Source organism: Idiomarina xiamenensis 10-D-4 (genome assembly GCF_000299895.1).
Lineage (GTDB): Bacteria > Pseudomonadota > Gammaproteobacteria > Enterobacterales > Alteromonadaceae > Idiomarina > Idiomarina xiamenensis.
This window is the reverse complement of sequence record NZ_AMRG01000016.1, coordinates 17,674-33,934: the sequence shown is the minus strand read 5'-3', so window position 1 is coordinate 33,934 and position 16,261 is coordinate 17,674. Positions and strand designations below refer to the sequence as shown.

At 51.2% G+C, this 16,261-nt stretch carries 18 protein-coding genes; 16 read left to right on the top strand and 2 right to left on the bottom strand.

Features of this window, described 5'->3' with window-relative positions:
* The first annotated feature begins 12 nt into the window (after nt 1-12).
* From A10D4_RS11325 to A10D4_RS11300, 6 genes are read left to right on the top strand one after another with little or no spacing between them, the layout of a single operon-like run.
* Complete coding sequence (locus tag A10D4_RS11325) at nt 13-2,277, top strand: chemotaxis protein CheA (RefSeq protein ID WP_008489645.1); 2,265 nt, start codon at nt 13-15, stop codon at nt 2,275-2,277.
* A gap of 12 nt (nt 2,278-2,289) precedes the next feature.
* Nucleotides 2,290-3,420, top strand: coding sequence for a protein-glutamate methylesterase/protein-glutamine glutaminase (locus A10D4_RS11320; protein ID WP_008489644.1), 1,131 nt, complete (start codon nt 2,290-2,292; stop codon nt 3,418-3,420).
* A 36-nt stretch (nt 3,421-3,456) separates the two neighbouring features.
* The gene (locus tag A10D4_RS11315; protein ID WP_008489643.1) at nt 3,457-4,245 is read left to right on the top strand and encodes a ParA family protein; all 789 of its coding nucleotides are present in this window, start codon (nt 3,457-3,459) and stop codon (nt 4,243-4,245) included.
* A complete protein-coding gene (locus A10D4_RS11310; RefSeq protein WP_008489642.1) occupies nt 4,242-5,132 on the top strand; it encodes a chemotaxis protein CheW in 891 nt (296 codons plus the stop codon). The genes A10D4_RS11315 and A10D4_RS11310 overlap by 4 nt, the downstream gene beginning before the upstream one ends.
* Before the next feature lie 18 nt (nt 5,133-5,150).
* Nucleotides 5,151-5,648 carry a chemotaxis protein CheW gene (locus A10D4_RS11305; protein ID WP_008489641.1) on the top strand — a complete coding sequence of 166 codons (498 nt, stop codon included), beginning with the start codon at nt 5,151-5,153 and terminating at the stop codon, nt 5,646-5,648.
* A 29-nt stretch (nt 5,649-5,677) separates the two neighbouring features.
* On the top strand, nt 5,678-6,121 hold the full coding sequence (locus tag A10D4_RS11300) for a DUF2802 domain-containing protein (protein WP_008489640.1): 444 nt from the start codon (nt 5,678-5,680) through the stop codon (nt 6,119-6,121).
* Between the two features lie 14 nt (nt 6,122-6,135).
* On the opposite strand, the gene A10D4_RS11295 is transcribed toward A10D4_RS11300, so the two are convergent.
* Together A10D4_RS11295 and fliK are read right to left on the bottom strand one after the other, a co-directional pair.
* Nucleotides 6,136-6,468 (bottom strand): EscU/YscU/HrcU family type III secretion system export apparatus switch protein, encoded by a 333-nt coding sequence (locus A10D4_RS11295; protein ID WP_008489639.1) that lies wholly within the window; start codon nt 6,466-6,468, stop codon nt 6,136-6,138.
* Entirely contained in the window at nt 6,465-8,267 is a 1,803-nt protein-coding gene (gene fliK, locus A10D4_RS11290; protein WP_008489637.1) for a flagellar hook-length control protein FliK, read from the bottom strand. Before fliK ends, A10D4_RS11295 begins: the two co-directional genes overlap by 4 nt.
* An 86-nt stretch (nt 8,268-8,353) precedes the next feature.
* Between fliK and ccmA the strand changes: the two genes are divergently transcribed.
* From ccmA to A10D4_RS11240, 10 genes are read left to right on the top strand one after another with little or no spacing between them, the layout of a single operon-like run.
* Nucleotides 8,354-9,052: a cytochrome c biogenesis heme-transporting ATPase CcmA gene (gene ccmA / locus A10D4_RS11285; RefSeq protein ID WP_008489636.1), complete on the top strand. Its 699-nt coding sequence runs from the start codon at nt 8,354-8,356 to the stop codon at nt 9,050-9,052.
* Nucleotides 9,039-9,722, top strand: a complete 684-nt coding sequence (ccmB, locus tag A10D4_RS11280) for a heme exporter protein CcmB (protein ID WP_040502902.1) — start codon at nt 9,039-9,041, stop codon at nt 9,720-9,722. The genes ccmA and ccmB overlap by 14 nt, the downstream gene beginning before the upstream one ends.
* A gap of 1 nt (nt 9,723) precedes the next feature.
* Nucleotides 9,724-10,494, top strand: coding sequence for a heme ABC transporter permease (locus A10D4_RS11275; protein WP_008489634.1), 771 nt, complete (start codon nt 9,724-9,726; stop codon nt 10,492-10,494).
* On the top strand, nt 10,494-10,703 hold the full coding sequence (ccmD, locus tag A10D4_RS11270) for a heme exporter protein CcmD (RefSeq protein ID WP_008489633.1): 210 nt from the start codon (nt 10,494-10,496) through the stop codon (nt 10,701-10,703). Before A10D4_RS11275 ends, ccmD begins: the two co-directional genes overlap by 1 nt.
* Nucleotides 10,700-11,191: a cytochrome c maturation protein CcmE gene (gene ccmE, locus A10D4_RS11265; RefSeq protein WP_008489632.1), complete on the top strand. Its 492-nt coding sequence runs from the start codon at nt 10,700-10,702 to the stop codon at nt 11,189-11,191. Before ccmD ends, ccmE begins: the two co-directional genes overlap by 4 nt.
* Complete coding sequence (locus A10D4_RS11260; RefSeq protein ID WP_008489631.1) at nt 11,188-13,152, top strand: heme lyase CcmF/NrfE family subunit; 1,965 nt, start codon at nt 11,188-11,190, stop codon at nt 13,150-13,152. Before ccmE ends, A10D4_RS11260 begins: the two co-directional genes overlap by 4 nt.
* Nucleotides 13,149-13,691: a DsbE family thiol:disulfide interchange protein gene (locus A10D4_RS11255; RefSeq protein WP_008489630.1), complete on the top strand. Its 543-nt coding sequence runs from the start codon at nt 13,149-13,151 to the stop codon at nt 13,689-13,691. The genes A10D4_RS11260 and A10D4_RS11255 overlap by 4 nt, the downstream gene beginning before the upstream one ends.
* Nucleotides 13,688-14,164, top strand: a complete 477-nt coding sequence (locus tag A10D4_RS11250) for a cytochrome c-type biogenesis protein (protein ID WP_008489629.1) — start codon at nt 13,688-13,690, stop codon at nt 14,162-14,164. Before A10D4_RS11255 ends, A10D4_RS11250 begins: the two co-directional genes overlap by 4 nt.
* Nucleotides 14,154-15,368 (top strand): c-type cytochrome biogenesis protein CcmI, encoded by a 1,215-nt coding sequence (ccmI, locus tag A10D4_RS11245; protein WP_008489628.1) that lies wholly within the window; start codon nt 14,154-14,156, stop codon nt 15,366-15,368. Before A10D4_RS11250 ends, ccmI begins: the two co-directional genes overlap by 11 nt.
* Nucleotides 15,365-16,123, top strand: coding sequence for an MlaA family lipoprotein (locus tag A10D4_RS11240; RefSeq protein WP_008489627.1), 759 nt, complete (start codon nt 15,365-15,367; stop codon nt 16,121-16,123). Before ccmI ends, A10D4_RS11240 begins: the two co-directional genes overlap by 4 nt.
* The last annotated feature ends 138 nt before the right edge of the window (nt 16,124-16,261 follow it).

Genomic DNA, 16,261 nt, shown 5'->3' with positions numbered 1-16,261 from the left:
AGAGCTGAAGCGATGAGCTTTGACGTAGATGAAGACATTTTACAGGACTTTCTGATAGAAGCGGGTGAGATTCTCGAGCAGCTCTCTGGCCAGTTAGTCGAGCTTGAGAACGATCCTGAAAACAAAGACTTACTCAACGCTATTTTCCGTGGTTTCCACACGGTAAAAGGTGGCGCTGGCTTCTTATCGTTAACCGAATTGGTACACACCTGCCACGGTGCCGAGAATGTGTTCGACACGCTACGTAATGGCGGTCGACCGGTCACGTCCGAATTGATGGATGTGATTTTGCAAGCGCTAGATACTATCAATGCGCAATTTGCCGCGGTGCAAGCTCGGGAAGAACCGACCGCAGCCGAACCGGCTTTGTTAGAAGCGTTGGAACGCTTAAGTTTACCGGCCAGTGACGATGACGTTAGCGCTCCTAGCGTAACCTCGGTCGATGATGTCGGCAGTAACGTTAGTGATAGTGATGCGCCAGTCAGTGATAGTAGCGATAGCGGCGGCATCGACGATATTAGCGAAGATGAATTTGAATCGTTGTTGGACGAACTACACGGCAGCGGTCAAGCGCCGTCGCCCAAGCCCAATCAAAAGCCTAAGCCAAGCAACGCGACGCCCGCTAAAACGAACGAAGCAAAGTCTAACGGCGCGGCTGATGACGATATTACCGATGATGAATTTGAAGCATTACTGGATCAAATTCATGGCTCTGGACAAGCGCCGTCTGGTCAGTCTTCAGCTGCCAGTCAAGTGGAGCAAGCTAGCGACAAGACATCGACGTCAGATAATACGCCAGCGGCCAGCTCGACCAAGGCCACTAGTTCAGCGAAAGCGGGTGATGACGAGATCAGCGACGACGAGTTTGAGGCGTTGTTAGATCAGTTGCATGGTTCAGGGCAGGCGCCCAAAGCTAGCGCTAGCCCGGCCAATGATAACCATACTCAGCAAGCGTCGAGCAAAGCAGCATCGACGACTAAGTCACCTGCGGCGTCTAAAGAGACTAAGCCTGCAGCGTCTGCCAGCGCGCCAGCTAACGCACCAGCCGCCGCTGCCAAAGCGACTGCCGATAGTGCCAAGAAAGCCAGTCCTGCGCCCGCCGCTAGTGCGGCAGAAACTACCGTGCGAGTAGATACCAAGCGCCTAGATGACATCATGAATATGGTGGGTGAGCTGGTGTTAGTGCGAAACCGTTTACTGAGCTTAAGCATCAACGACGAAAATGAGTCGATGAATAAAGCTATTGCCAACTTGGACGTGGTTACCGGCGACTTACAGGGTGCGGTCATGAAAACCCGCATGCAGCCGATCAAGAAAGTGTTTGGCCGCTTCCCTCGGGTTGTACGCGACTTAGCGCGTAGCCTGAAAAAAGAGATTAATCTGGAGCTTGAGGGTGAAGAGACCGATTTAGATAAAAACTTGGTCGAAGCCTTGGCCGATCCATTGGTGCATTTAGTGCGCAATGCTGTCGACCACGGCATAGAAATGCCCGAACAACGTGAAAAAAGCGGTAAGCCACGAGTCGGTACGGTGAAATTATCAGCCTCTCAAGAGGGTGACCATATCTTACTGTCGATTCGTGACGACGGTGCCGGTATGGACGCCGAAAAACTGAAAGGCATTGCCATTAAGCGTGGCATTTTAGACGTCGATGCGGCGGCTCGTATGAGTAATGAAGACGCCTATGCCTTGATATTTGCACCGGGTTTCTCGACCAAAGAGCAGATTTCGGACATATCGGGTCGTGGTGTCGGTATGGATGTGGTGAAAACCAAAATTAACCAACTGAACGGCTCGGTCTCGATCGATTCGGAGTTGGGACGCGGCACCACGTTAGAAATCAAAGTACCGTTAACCCTGGCGATTCTTCCGACGTTAATGGTCGAAGTGAAGCAACAGACTTTCGCATTGCCGCTGGCCGGTGTCAGCGAAATCATCAATTTAGATATGGCGCGAACCAACGTGGTTGACGGTCAATTAACGTTGATCGTGCGTGAAAAAGCGATTCCGCTATTCTTCCTTGAACATTGGTTAGTGCGTCATCCGGACCGTAAATCGCGCAATGAAGAAGGTCATGTGGTGGTGATTCAAGTCGGTACGCAACAAGTTGGCTTTGTGGTAGACGGCTTGATCGGGCAAGAAGAGGTGGTCATTAAACCCCTTGATACCCTGTTACAAGGTACACCGGGGATGGCTGGAGCAACCATAACCAGCGATGGTGGCATTGCCTTAATCATCGATGTTTCGGGGTTATTAAAAGCCTACGCGCGGCGATAAGGGTAACAGCGAATGGCAGTGAAAGTATTGGTTGTCGACGACTCTGCTTTTTTCCGGCGTCGAGTAACCGAAATTTTATCCGCGCATGCGGGCATTGAAGTGATTGGCACCGCTAATAATGGTGAAGAAGCGGTTGCTCAGGTTATGGCGTTACGACCCGACGTAGTCACTATGGACGTTGAAATGCCGGTAATGGATGGCATTACGGCGGTCAAGGCCATTATGGCGAAGCGGCCAATGCCGATACTGATGTTCAGCTCGCTGACTCATGAAGGTGCCAAGGCTACATTAGATGCATTAGAAGCTGGCGCGGCAGACTTTTTACCGAAGAAATTTGAAGACATCGCGCGTCAGCGCGATGACGCCGTTAACGTCTTACAGCAACGGGTATTGGCGATTGCCAAACCCAGTACGCGTTTGACACGGCCGACTTTTAGTCGCGCTAATACTGAGTCTACCGCGCGTACTCGGCCGAGTACTACGGATCCGTCTGTTAGCCATCGTAGCAGTGCCAGCAGCAGTGTCTCGACGCCGTTACCGAAGAGCCTGACAGCCGCTAACAGTCGCTATCAGTTATTTGCTATCGGCACATCGACCGGCGGACCCGTCGCACTGCAAACGATTTTGACGCAGTTACCGGCTAATTTTCCGTACCCGATCGTGATGGTACAACACATGCCAGCAGCCTTTACCCGAGCTTTTGCTCAGCGTCTTAATGGTTTGTGTCAGATTGAAGTTAAAGAAGCCGAAGATGGCGATAGCCTCAAGCCAGGTTGTGCTTATTTAGCGCCTGGCGGCAAGCAGATGTTGGTTGACGGCCGCAGTGGTGCTGCCCGTTTACGAATTCATGAAGATAAAGATCCGCGCATTACTTATCGACCCAGCGTTGATATTACCTTTGCTTCGGCAGCCAAAGTTTATGGCGGTAAAGTACTCGGCATTATTTTAACGGGTATGGGCGCAGATGGTCGTGAGGGTTCACGCTTATTAAAACAAGCCGGTGCCGAAATTTGGGCGCAGGATGAAGCATCTTGTGTCGTTTATGGTATGCCAATGGCGGTTACGCAAGCGGGTATCGCTAGCAAAAGCCTAGCCTTGAATGATGTTGCGGGCCAGGTGCTACGCGAAGTCGGCTTTCGTTAAATAACCGCACCCTTGTCAGCTGCATAGGAGCATTGCTTGAGAGTCTGGACCATTGCCAATCAAAAAGGTGGAGTCGGCAAAACCACCACCACGGTTGCGCTCGGCGGCTTATTGGCTGACCGCGGCAAGCGTGTGTTATTGGTAGACATCGACCCGCATGCGTCGTTGACGTATTACTTTGGTATTGATTCTGAGCACCTTGAACTGAGCGCTTTTGACGTTTTTACGCAAAATGCGGGCATGACTGCCGAACAATTTATGCAAGCGTTACAGCCGACTGCGGTGAAAAATTTGGATGTATTACCGTCAACCATGGCGCTGGCTACCTTAGACCGCAAATTAGGTACACAAAGCGGTATGGGCTTAATACTGAAAAAAGCCTTACATCAAGTTCGTCAAGAATATGACTATGTGTTGATTGATGTGCCGCCGGTACTCGGGGTGTTAATGGTCAACGCCATTGCCGCTTGCCAACGTATTTTGATTCCTGTGCAAACCGAGTTTCTAGCGCTAAAAGGGCTAGAACGGATGATGCGAACCCTGACCTTGATTGCCAATTCGCGGCAACAGCAACATCCTTACACGATCGTACCCACACTTTATGACCGTCGCACTAACGCCTCAATGCAAGCGCACCAACGTCTGCGCGAACTCTATGGCGAACATGTTTGGAACGGTATGATCCCCGTCGATACCAAGTTCCGTGATGCCAGTCGAGCGCAGCAGGTACCGTCACAGTTCGCACCAAAGTCGCGTGGCGTATTAGCCTATCAGTCGTTGCTCACTCATGTATTACAGTTAGATAAAGCTGGAGAACGTTTATGAGCCGCCGCCAGCATGAACAAGCGATGACCGATTATTTAGCGGCTTTACTGGATGAACAGCCGAGCGTCGAGGAACAACCTGAACAGCTTGCTGTGGATGATCGTCAGCAGCAGCTAGAAAAGTTATTACAGGGTGTTTCGCTTGCGCAATTACAAGTTGCTACGCCGGATCCACAGCAGGTAGAGGTGGTTGCCGACAACCTTGATATTGTGGTTGATAGCGAGACCACAAGCGCCGCTGAGATCGCAACCAGTGCAGTAAATGAGAGTACCGACGTCAGTGTTGACGAGGGTAAGCCAGAATTTATTGAGGAACATCAACCTCAGCAACAAGCCGAGCCGATGCCGACCATCGCGACCGAGGCTGCGCCAAATACGACCGAGCCAGTCGCGGCGCCAGACGATGTATTAGCCGAATATCAAGAGAATGACTTTCAGGCACTGTTTTTTTCGGTCGCCGGTTTGACGCTGGCAGTGCCGTTGAAAAGTTTGGGGGGTATTCACCAACTCGGTAAGGTTAGCCCGCTATTCGGTAAGCCCGATTGGTTTATGGGCATTATGACCGAACGTGACGATCAGCTGCATGCGGTCGATACGGCGCGTTGGGTGATGCCAGAAAAGTATAATGAACAACTTGCCGAGCAGTTAGATTACCAGTATCTAATCATGTTGAGTGATAGTCGCTGGGGGCTGGCGTGCGAGCGATTGGTGACGAGCGAGCCGCTACAGCCTGACGCCATTCAGTGGCGCAAAAGCGTCGACAGCCGTCGTCCATGGTTAGCTGGGGTGGTACGCGAGCGCATGTGTGCATTGCTTGATGTGAACGCACTGATTAAACTATTAGACCAAGGCTTGGGCGTGAAACACGCCACCAAGTTGGATCGCTGATACACGGAGCACAGCAAAATGAGTGAGAACCGTACGTTAAAAAAGAGTACTGAGGCAGAATCTCAGGATCAAATCCTGCAATGGGTCACCTTTTGTTTAGAGGATGAAACCTATGGCATTAATGTCATGCAGGTACAAGAAGTGCTGCGTTACAGTGAAATTGCTCCGGTTCCCGGTGCGCCTGACTATGTGTTGGGGATAATCAATCTGCGTGGTAACGTGGTGACAGTGATTGATACCCGTACGCGGTTCGGCCTGCCGACTACCGAGGTTAACGATAACTCTCGTATCGTCATCATCGAGTCTGACAAGCAAGTGGTCGGCATCTTGGTTGATAGTGTTGCCGAAGTGGTTTATTTACGCTCGTCGGAAATCGACAGTGCACCGAACGTCGGTACCGAAGAAAGCGCTAAGTTTATTCAGGGCGTTAGCAACCGTGATGGTGAATTGCTGATCTTGGTAGACTTGAATAAATTGTTGACCGACGAAGAGTGGGATGAAATATCGCGCTTATAACACACCCATTTTAGGCCATGAGCGAAACCATGACTGATCTATCGCAAGCACCTATGTGGAACAATGTTGCCCTGATCATTGCGGTGGCGGCGGTCGTGATTGTTTTAGGTGTAGCGGTTATGGTGATGCTTCGGTTGCAACAACAACAACGTTTGTTACTGCAACAGCAAGCGCGTTTACAGATAGTCACCAAAGCTGCGCATGAAGTGTTGCGCTTACGTGATGAGCTTGGCGCGTTGAAGTCGAGTACCTTGGGTGTTAATGCCGAAATGCAAGCCTTACAAGAAAAGCTGTTTGGTGTCGAGCAACGAGTACAAGACGTGGCAGAACAAGACCCCGGCGGTAAGCTTTATCAGCGCGCGGCTAAACTGGTTAGCCAAGGCGCCGACGTCGAAGAGTTAATGAGTGAGTGCGAACTGCCGCGAGCCGAAGCCGAGTTGTTGCTGAGTTTGCATCGTCCCAAAGCCGATTGAGCGTGATAGCGCTTTTAATCGTCATCGGCGGCTGGCGGTTTACTGAGTGGTAAGCCGTATTCCCACTGGCTAGGAAAGCGACCATCCAGATAATAAGCAAAGGCAATCAGTTCAGCGATAATGACATACAGCGGTTGCGGTATTTCTTCTCCAACATTGAGCTTGGCTAAGCTGTCTGATAGTTCCGGATCGTTATGAACCATGACGCCGTGCGCCTTGGCTACGGCGATGATCTCCTCAGCAAGCTCGGCATAGCCTTTTGCCACCACCGTCGGCGTGTTCGCGCCATCATAGCTCAACGCGATAGCTTGTTTGTCTGGTTGCTGCTCACCCTCTGGAGTTTTCATACGCTGACCCTTATGACGCCCGAAGCTTGCTCTGCCAGGCTCTCGGGGATGTCTCCCGCCTGCACGCTAAAGTCGACCTGATTAACCTGCTGCGCTTGCAAGCGTCCTTGCAAAACCGCTAGGTGTGTTTCTAATTGCTGCTGAGTGGCGCTATTGTTGGTATAAAAATCAATTTGTGCATGACCTTGCTGATAACGTCCCTTAGCCATAATAACGCCTAAACGCTGTGTATCTAAACGTAAGGTAAATAACCAAATATCTTGCTGTTGACGATCTCGACGACGATCTTTACGGCGTTGTATTAACAGTTCATCTTGCTTATTTTGTTGCGCTGCAGGTGGTAGCAAAATGTAATAGTCGGGCTGCTGGTTAGCGCTCGACTCTTGCAGGCGCGCTTGGCTCAATTGGGCGCTTGCAAAAGCACTGCCTAAGGTTTGTAGCAAGCGACTGACTAAGCTGCTGGAAGCTTGCGCCAGTGGGCTATTCATTTCAGTTGTGGGTGGGGCGCTGTTAAGCGCCGCATTAGTGGCTTTAGCGGCGCTATTTGACGCTGGCTGCAGCCATTGCTGCAACTGCTGTAACCATTGCTGTGTGCCGCCTTGCGGCTGTTGTTGTTGCAGGCGAGCGCCCAACAACAATAACAAAGCTTGCCCCAAGCCACCCAGTTGTTGTGCACTTTGTAATGCTAAAGGACGCGCTGCAAACCACTGTGAGACCCAGTGCTGCAAGGCTTGCGGTTGTTGCGCTAACTGCTCTGCCTGCGGACTTTTTGCCAATAGTTGCGTTAATAGTTGTTGTAATTCGACATCGGCCTGAGCCGCGCTAGCTGCCACTGACGCGGGCCGAGCAGGCGCTGCTGTAGCGGCGCTGCTGATTGAATACTGTTCAGCCAGCGCTTTAATGGATTGCGCCAACGCCGTGTTATTTACGTCGCGTGTCGGCGGTGCGTTCTGCAGTAATTCGGTTAAGCGTTGCATGACCTGTTGTGGTGACGCCGCCCGGCCTTGCAATAAGCGAGTAGCATCAAGCGTTTGTTCATGACCCGGCAACGGTGCGATAAAGCCTGACGGTTGCCGCATAGACTGTAACAATTGCTCTAACGCTAAACGACTCACGCCTTGTTCACTGAACTTCAGCAATTGCTGTGCTAACGGGCTCGCTAAGGGCATGGTCAATTGCGGAATTTGCGCTCGTGGTGGCACTTGGTAAGAGGGTTTGGCCGAATGTAAGCTGACGACCAGTTGCGGCTCTTGGCGTGTAGCAGATGGCTGAGTCAGCGCGAATTCCAATTTTAAACTGCCGTGTGAGGCTAAAAAGTTTGCCACCATAGGGGGCAAACGGCGCGGTAGTTCTACCGTTGTTGAACCTTGTTGGAAGATCAATTGCTGGCGCTCATTCAGTTGCCAGTTGACCAGCGGTTGTTGCCGATTCATGAGCTGCAATTGACCATCTTGAGCGGCTTTTAACGGCAATAACCAAAGCCGGATATCGGCTTGTTGACTCGGCCCTTGCGACAACTTTTGCGTATTGGCGGGCGGATTAAACAACAGTAACTCGCGTGCGCCTTGCTGCAATTGTTGCTGAATAGCGGCGGGTAACGCTTGGCTGTTAAGCGTCAACTGTTGACGCCCTAGCTGCAAGACGATCTGACTGTTAGCGACGCTCACCACCTGTGCCAAATGGCTGTGTCCCGGACGACTCAACTCGGCTAGCAGTTGGCTATTGTTGGCAGTCGAGGCGGTGCTCGAGCTGGCAATGCTTTGCAATAGCTGACCTAAAGGTGACTGGCCGTTAGCCATAATAAGTTTAGCCTCTGTTTTACGTTAAAATTGATTCCCGCTGTGGTATTATCGGCAAAATTTTAAGGTAGTTGAACAAGGTTTTCATGGTGGCATTGCTTCAGGCATCAGCATTGGCTTGCAGTCGTGGTGATAGAACACTGTTTAGTGATTTATCATTATCCGTCTGTGCGGGGCAGCTATGGCATGTCGAAGGCATAAATGGCGCCGGAAAATCTACCTTACTGCGCACCTTAGCGGGTTTACTACCGTTGCAGCAAGGTCAAATCGAATACCGTCAGCAGCCGTTAGCTGAGCAACTTGACGGTTTTTATCGAGAGCTTTTATTTATCGGTCACAAGGCTGCCGTTAAGGCCGATTTAACCGCACTTGAGAATTTGGCTTTTCAGCGGCAAATGGACGGTGTCGCGGCCAACGTCAACGATGACTGGGATATACTCGAGCGTATCGGCCTGCTGGGTCTAGAAGATATCCCGGCACGTCAATTGTCAGCCGGCCAGCAGCGACGTATCGCGTTGGCACGATTATGGGCTAATCAGGCCACGATGTGGATCTTGGACGAGCCTTTTACGGCACTCGATCAGCCGGGTATTCGGTTATTGCAACAGCGTTTTTTAAGCCATTTAGACGCCGGTGGCGCGATTGTAATGACCTCGCATCAGGCATTGCATGATTTTGCTGGTGACTATCGCCGTTTAACCCTGTTGACCGAATCGGCTAGCAGCACAGCTGACCAAGCAAGCGTTACCGCAACGACTCAAGGAGCCAGCAATGAATACGCGTAATAGCTGGCAAGTGATGAGTACTGTCTTTAAACGCGAATTAACGGTAGCGGTGCGGCGTAAAAGCGACCTGATTAACCCATTGTTGTTTTTGCTCATGGTGGTTACGCTGTTTCCGCTCGGCGTTGGTCCGGGCCCCGATGTTTTAGCGCGTATCGCGCCCGGCATTATTTGGATAACCGCCTTGTTATCAAGCCTATTGGGGCTGGAGCGTTTATTTCGTGACGATTTACAAGACGGTACTCTAGAGCAGCTTTGCTTGTCGCCTTGTCCATTAAGTTTGATCATGCTCAGTAAGATAGCCGCGCATTGGTTGTTAACTGGGTTGCCGTTGATTATGCTGTCGCCGCTATTAGCAATGTTGCTAAATCTGCCGACATCGGCTTGGTTAACGTTAATGCTCAGTCTGCTGTTAGGTACTCCGCTGTTAAGCGCGATTGGCGCAATCGGGGCGGCGCTGACCGCTGGCGCTCAACGCGGTGGCGCGCTGCTAAGTCTGATCCTGATCCCGTTATTTATACCGTTGCTCATTTTTGCCACAGCGGCAGTCGAGGCGGCGGTGGTCGGTATGCCTAATCAAGGTTTATTAGCCATTTTGGCGGCCTTAACCGTACTAAGTTTAACCTGTTCACCGCTAGCTGTTGCGGCAGCGGTCAAAGTGAGTGTGAATTAATATGTGGCGCTGGTTACATCCTTACGCAAAAGCTGAAGCAAGTTATCGCTTACTCTCTCGTTTGCTGCCATGGTTTGCCTGTAGTGCCGTGGTGACTTTACTGATTAGTCTGGTTTGGGGGTTAGCTTTCGCGCCGGCAGATTACCAGCAAGGCGATAGCTATCGCATCATTTACATTCATGTACCAGCTGCCATTTGGTCGATGGGTGCTTATTTCGGTATGGCTATCATGGCCTTGATTGCCTTGGTTTGGCAGATTCGTACCGCGTCGTGGGCTATCGCCGCCATCGCCCCGGTAGGAGCCGCAATGACTGCTATTGCGCTGTTAACCGGTGCCATCTGGGGAAAACCGATGTGGGGCACATGGTGGGAGTGGGATGCGCGGCTGACGTCAGAACTCATTTTGTTTTTCTTATACGTCGGTGTGCTAGCGCTTTATTTTGCCTTTGATGATCAAAAGGCGGGTGCCAAGGCTGCCGCTATTCTGGCGATTGTTGGTGTCATCAACCTGCCCATCATCCACTTTTCGGTAGAGTGGTGGAACACCCTGCATCAGGGCGCCACCATTACTAAGTTCGGCCGTCCGTCGATTGCCAACGATATGCTTTGGCCATTGTTACTGAGCATTCTGGCGTTTGCTTTAGTCACCGCCACACTCATCATCATGCGCTTACGCAACGAGATGCTATTTAATGAGATACATCGACCCTGGGCGCAAGCGGAACTGGGCGTTAACCCGCCAGTTGCGGTATCACAGCAGGAGACTCGCTGATGGCATTTTCTGATTGGCAGGCTTTTATTCACATGGGGGGCTACGGCCTGTACGTGTGGTCGGCATTCGCTTTAAGCTTTTTAATTTTAGCCTTGCTGACTTGCTATACCTTATGGACCCAGCGTCGCTTAAAACGTTTGGCAACACAGTTGCAGCAGCGCCAACAGCGCCTTGCCAAGCGTCGCCAGCAGGAGGTTAATACACCATGAATCCGCGTCGAAAAAAACGTTTAACCCTCGTTTCCATGTTACTAGTGGGTGTCGCTGCGGCGGCGTCGTTGATGCTTTACGCGTTGACACAAAATATTGATTTATTTTATACCCCGACCGAGTTGGTTGAAGGTAAGGGTAAACAACAACAGGTGCCTAGCGTCGGGCAACGCTTGCGGATCGGTGGCATGGTGGTCGAAGGCTCGGTTAAACGCGATCCAGAAACTTTGAAAGTGAGTTTTCAACTGACCGACGGTGGGCCGCTGGTGACGGTTAACTATCAGGGTATCTTGCCAGACCTATTTCGCGAAGGGCAGGGTATCGTTGCGCAAGGCGTACTGACCTCGGCAAACGAAGTCGATGCTAGCGAGGTGCTGGCCAAACATGATGAAGAATACATGCCGCCTGAACTAGCTGAACAAATAAAAGGCATTCGTCACGTTAACCCAAACCAAGTGGATGACAGCAGTTCGGGAGCGGGCCGATGATTGCTGAGTTAGGACACCTGGCGTTATGTTTAGCCTTGGCTTTCTCGATTTTGCTAGCGGTTTGGCCGACTTTAGGCTTGTATCGCCGCAATCCGGCGCAAATGGCGTTAGCAAGACCGTTGGCTTACGGCTTGTGGTTGTTTACGGCGATTTCGTTACTGATGTTAACTTGGGGCTTTGTGGTTAACGATTTTAGTATCGCCTATGTTGCCGCCAACTCTAATTCACAAACACCGTTAATATATCGCATCACCGCCGTGTGGGGCTCACATGAGGGCTCTTTCTTACTCTGGATGTTCATGCAGGCTAGCTGGATTGCCGCGGTAGCGCGTTTTTCGCGTAGTATGCCGTTATCCATGATCACCCGCGTCTTGGTGGTGTTGGGCTTGGTCAGTATTGGCTTTTACCTGTTCATGTTGAGCGTATCGAACCCATTTGATCGGAGCTTGCCGTTTATTCCTGTCGATGGCGGCGATTTGAACCCGTTATTGCAAGATCCCGGCATGATCATTCATCCGCCGATGCTGTATATGGGCTATGTCGGTTTTTCGGTCGCTTTCGCTTTTGCCATTGCTGCACTGTGGTCGGGACAGTTGGATGCTGCCTGGGCGCGTTGGTCTAGACCGTGGACATTGGCCGCTTGGTTGTTTTTGACCGTCGGTATTGCCCTAGGCAGTTGGTGGGCTTATTACGAGCTCGGTTGGGGCGGCTGGTGGTTCTGGGACCCGGTCGAAAATGCCAGTTTTATGCCGTGGTTAGTGGGGACCGCGTTGATACATTCATTAGCGGTAACCGAAAAGCGCGGTAGCTTTAAGTCATGGACCGTGCTGTTGGCAATAGCGGCGTTTGCCTTAAGTTTGCTGGGGACTTTCTTGGTTCGCTCTGGGGTATTGGTGTCGGTGCATGCCTTTGCCACCGATCCGGCTCGTGGCTTATTTATTTTAGCGCTATTAGCTGTGGTCATTGGCGGCTCCTTAGCGTTATACGCATTACGCGCCGGAAAAGTCAGTCGCAGTGGCCGTTATCAGGGATTTTCTCGCGAAGTGATGCTGTTGGGTAATAACATTTTACTGATGGCGGCGACCGCGGTGGTATTGCTAGGCACCTTGTTACCATTAGTACATAAAGAGTTAGGACTGGGGTCGATTTCTATCGGCGAGCCTTTTTTCAACCGCCTATTTACTTGGTTAGTGGTGCCTTTTGCATTGCTGGTGGGTGTCGGTCCGTTGGTGCGTTGGCGGCGACAGGAATTCAAAGCCATTCGACAACCATTAGCGTTAGCGTTGCTCTTGGCTTTAGCTTTAGCATGGGGATTACCGGCGATTTGGGCTGGGCAGGTGCCAACCATGGTGGTGTTAGGCCTGTTTCTGGCATTTTGGGTGTTAATCGCGACTTTAGCTGAGATTCGCCAAAGCTTGGCCCAGCGTCAGCTCAGTGCCGCACACTTAACGCGCTTAGGACGTAGTCATTGGGGCATGGTGCTCGGCCACGTTGGCTTTGCCGTGTCGTTGATCGGCATTGTTTTAGTCAGTCATTATGAAATTGAACGTGACGTCGCGTTGGCGCCGGGACAAGCGGCTGAAATTGCCGGCTACCAAGTTCGTTTTGACCGATTAGCACACTACGATGGCCCCAACTTTGATACCGAGCACGGTGAATTTAGCGTCTTTAAAAATGGTGAACTGGTCAGCGAGCTAGTGTCAGAAAAGCGTTTTTACCGAGTGCAGCGCACCAGCATGACCGAAGTTGGTTTGCAAACCAGTTTGTTACGTGACCTATATGTGGCGTTGGCTGAGCCCATTGACGACCAGCGTTGGGCATTGCGTATTTATGTTAAGCCTTTTGTGCGTTGGATTTGGCTGGGGGCGTTGATCATGGCTGCTGGAGCGTTATTGGCGCTGACCGATAAGCGCTATCGGCAACGACGTCGCGGCACAGCAATGACGGGAGCTGAAGCATGAGCAAACTAAAATTAGCGATATTGTTTGTGCCGTTGGCACTGTTTATCGGCTTAGCCGCTTTTCTCTTACGTGGCTTATTCAGCGATCCGACCGAACTCAATTCAGCGTTGATCGGTAAACCGGTACCGGCTTTTCAGCTACCGAATATTTACCACCCTGAACAACGCTTTGATCAGTCGTTACTAAAGGGCAAGCCGGTGCTACTCAATGTTTGGGCGACGTGGTGTCCGACTTGCCGTGCTGAGCATGAGTTTTTAAATCAATTAGCCGATCAGGGTGTAAATATCATCGGCTTGAATTATAAGGATGACTCACGCGCTAAGGCCGTTGATTGGTTGAATACCTTGGGTGACCCCTATCAACAAACCTTGTTCGATGAAAAGGGCAGTGTCGCCATCGACTTTGGTGTTTATGGAGCTCCCGAGACGTTTATCATCGACGCACAGGGTATTGTTCGATATCGCCATGTAGGTGACGTCAATGCGCGTAATTGGCAGCAGACATTAGCGCCGATTTACTACGGCTTGGAGGCGCAATGAAGTTCGTTATTACGCTAATCGCAAGCCTGTTAGTGGTGTTGACGGTTAATGCAACCGAGGTTCGCCAATTTGATAATGCGCAACAACAGCAGCTTTATCATCAGTTGATCAACGAACTCCGTTGTCCTAAGTGTCAAAATCAAACCATTGCCGATTCTAACGCTCCGCTGGCAAAAGACCTGCGTGACCGCACCGCAGAGATGGTACAAGCTGGGCAATCGCGGCAACAGATCATCGATTATATGGTCGCTCGCTATGGCGACTTCGTACATTATCAGCCGCCATTAACGTTAGCTACCAGTGTTCTGTGGTGGGGGCCTGCGGTGATTGTACTGATCGGCTTGGCCACCATTGTCGTGTTAGTGCGTCGGCAACGTCGTATTGCGGCTGATGAGACGCCGCTGAGTGACGCCGAACGACAACGTTTAGCACAGTTAAAACGTACCGCAGAGGAGCACAGTGATGATCGTTAATGGCTTAGCGATGGCTTGCTTAGTGCTCATCGGCATGTTGTTTCTATTGGTCGCTGGTCGGCGCCAGGCCGTGCAGCGTCAGAGCCGTCAGGCGTTTAACCGTCAGCTATATCAGCAACGCTTTAGTGAGTTACAACAAGAGCATCACCAAGGTTTGCTGGGCGACGACGAATTTCGCGAGGCGGAGCAGGAACTCGAACGACAGTACTTAGCTGATACCGAGCGTCAGGAATTAGCATTAGGTTCGGGGAAAACGCGCTTATTGTGGCCTGCCTTACTGGTGATGCTGATTGCTGTGGGTAGCTATTTCTTAGGCAATAGCTGGCGTTTGCAGTGGCAAGCCGACCAAGCGTTAACGGCCTTGCCAGAGCTTGGCAAGAAAGTCATGATGAATAGCGATGAGAGCGCGACTATTGAGGAAATCAATCAGTTTGCTCTAGGCTTACGGCAAAAACTAGCGCGCCAACCCGACGACGCGGTAGCATGGTTAATCTATGCGCGTTTAATGTTGACCCTGCAACAAACCGGCGAGGCCTTTCAAGCGTTTGAAAAGTCGTTAGCGTTGCAGCCTGAACGAGTCGGCACCCTAGTCAGTTATAGCCAAGCGCTGTTAGCGGTGGGTGGCGAGCAGCAGTTGCAGCGCGCCTCAAGCTTATTAGCGCGGGCGTTAACGGTGCAGCCGCAGCAAGCTGATGCATTGTCGCTGGCTGGTTTTGTCGCTTACCAGCGCGGTGATTGGAAGCAGGCTATTGAAGCTTGGCAGGCGTTGTTAGCGCAATTACCAGAAGACGCAGAGCGACGCCAAGTGTTGGCTAATGCGATTGCTGATGCCGAAACTCGACAGCAACAACAAGCGCAGGCGTTACAAGTCACGGTCACCATTGACGAACAATTACGCGCCGCTATTCCGACGGATGCGACGTTGTTTGTTTATGTGATTAATCCAAACGGGCGACCCATGCCGGCGGCAGTGATTCGACAGCCATTAAGCGAGTTACCGGTATCGGTGAGTCTAAGTGATGCCGATGCGATGTTGGCCGATTATCAAATGAGTCAGTTAGACCAGTGGCAAGTGGTCGCCAGAATTTCTCAAGATCAGCGTATCGACACTACCGTTGGAGATCTGGAAGGGCGCTCGGCGGTGCTGGAAAATCAGCCCGAGCAACAAGTTTCGATTATTATTGATAGGCGTTTAACGGAATGAAAAGTCTTATTGTCGCACTGACAGCGTTATTGTTGGCGGGTTGTTCGAGTACTCCAGACCCGGATCAGGATCCACGCGATCCGTTTGAGCATTTTAACCGCGAAATGTGGGATTTTAACCAAGAACTCGACCGCAATATTATTTCTCCAGCGGCGGATGTTTATGATGAAATTCCTGAGGGGGTTAGACGTGCTTTGTATAACATGACGGAAAACCTCGACGAACCTTCGTCATTTGTTAACAATACGCTACAAGCCAAGTTCGCCGATGCCGGTGTTTCATTAAGTCGCTTTGTCATCAACTCGACCGTCGGTTTGTTGGGGCTCTTTGATGTTGCTAGCCATGTCGGCTTGAATAAACGTCAGGAGGGCTTTGGCGAGGTGTTAGCCACTTGGGGGGTGACCGATGGTCCGTATTTGATGCTGCCGGTGCTAGGACCGACGGTGGTCATTGACCGTGGTGGCGATGTGGTTGACGGCATGTACTTTCCTTATCCGCTGTTAACGTGGCCAATGGATATTGCGCGCTGGACCATTAAAGGGCTCGAGACCCGCATTCAGTTGCGTCAGCAAGAGCGGGTGTTAAATAACTCGTTGGACCCTTACGCGTTTGTCCGTGAAGCGTATTTCCAAAACTGGCGTGATCGGGTTTACGATGGCAATCCGCCGGTCGAAATGGAAGATGACGAGTTCGAGGACTTTGAGGATTTCGATCGTTTTGATGACATCGATCTAGAATCGCAAACCCAGCCATAATTTTTCGGCCATTTTAACGCTAGCCTGTCGCTCTGGCGACAGGCTACTGGTCGACTTTTCAAGTGCTTTTATCACAGCCAATATTGACGCTTCAGCAATGCTGAATCATGCTTACTATTCATATAGCGTCATTTACAG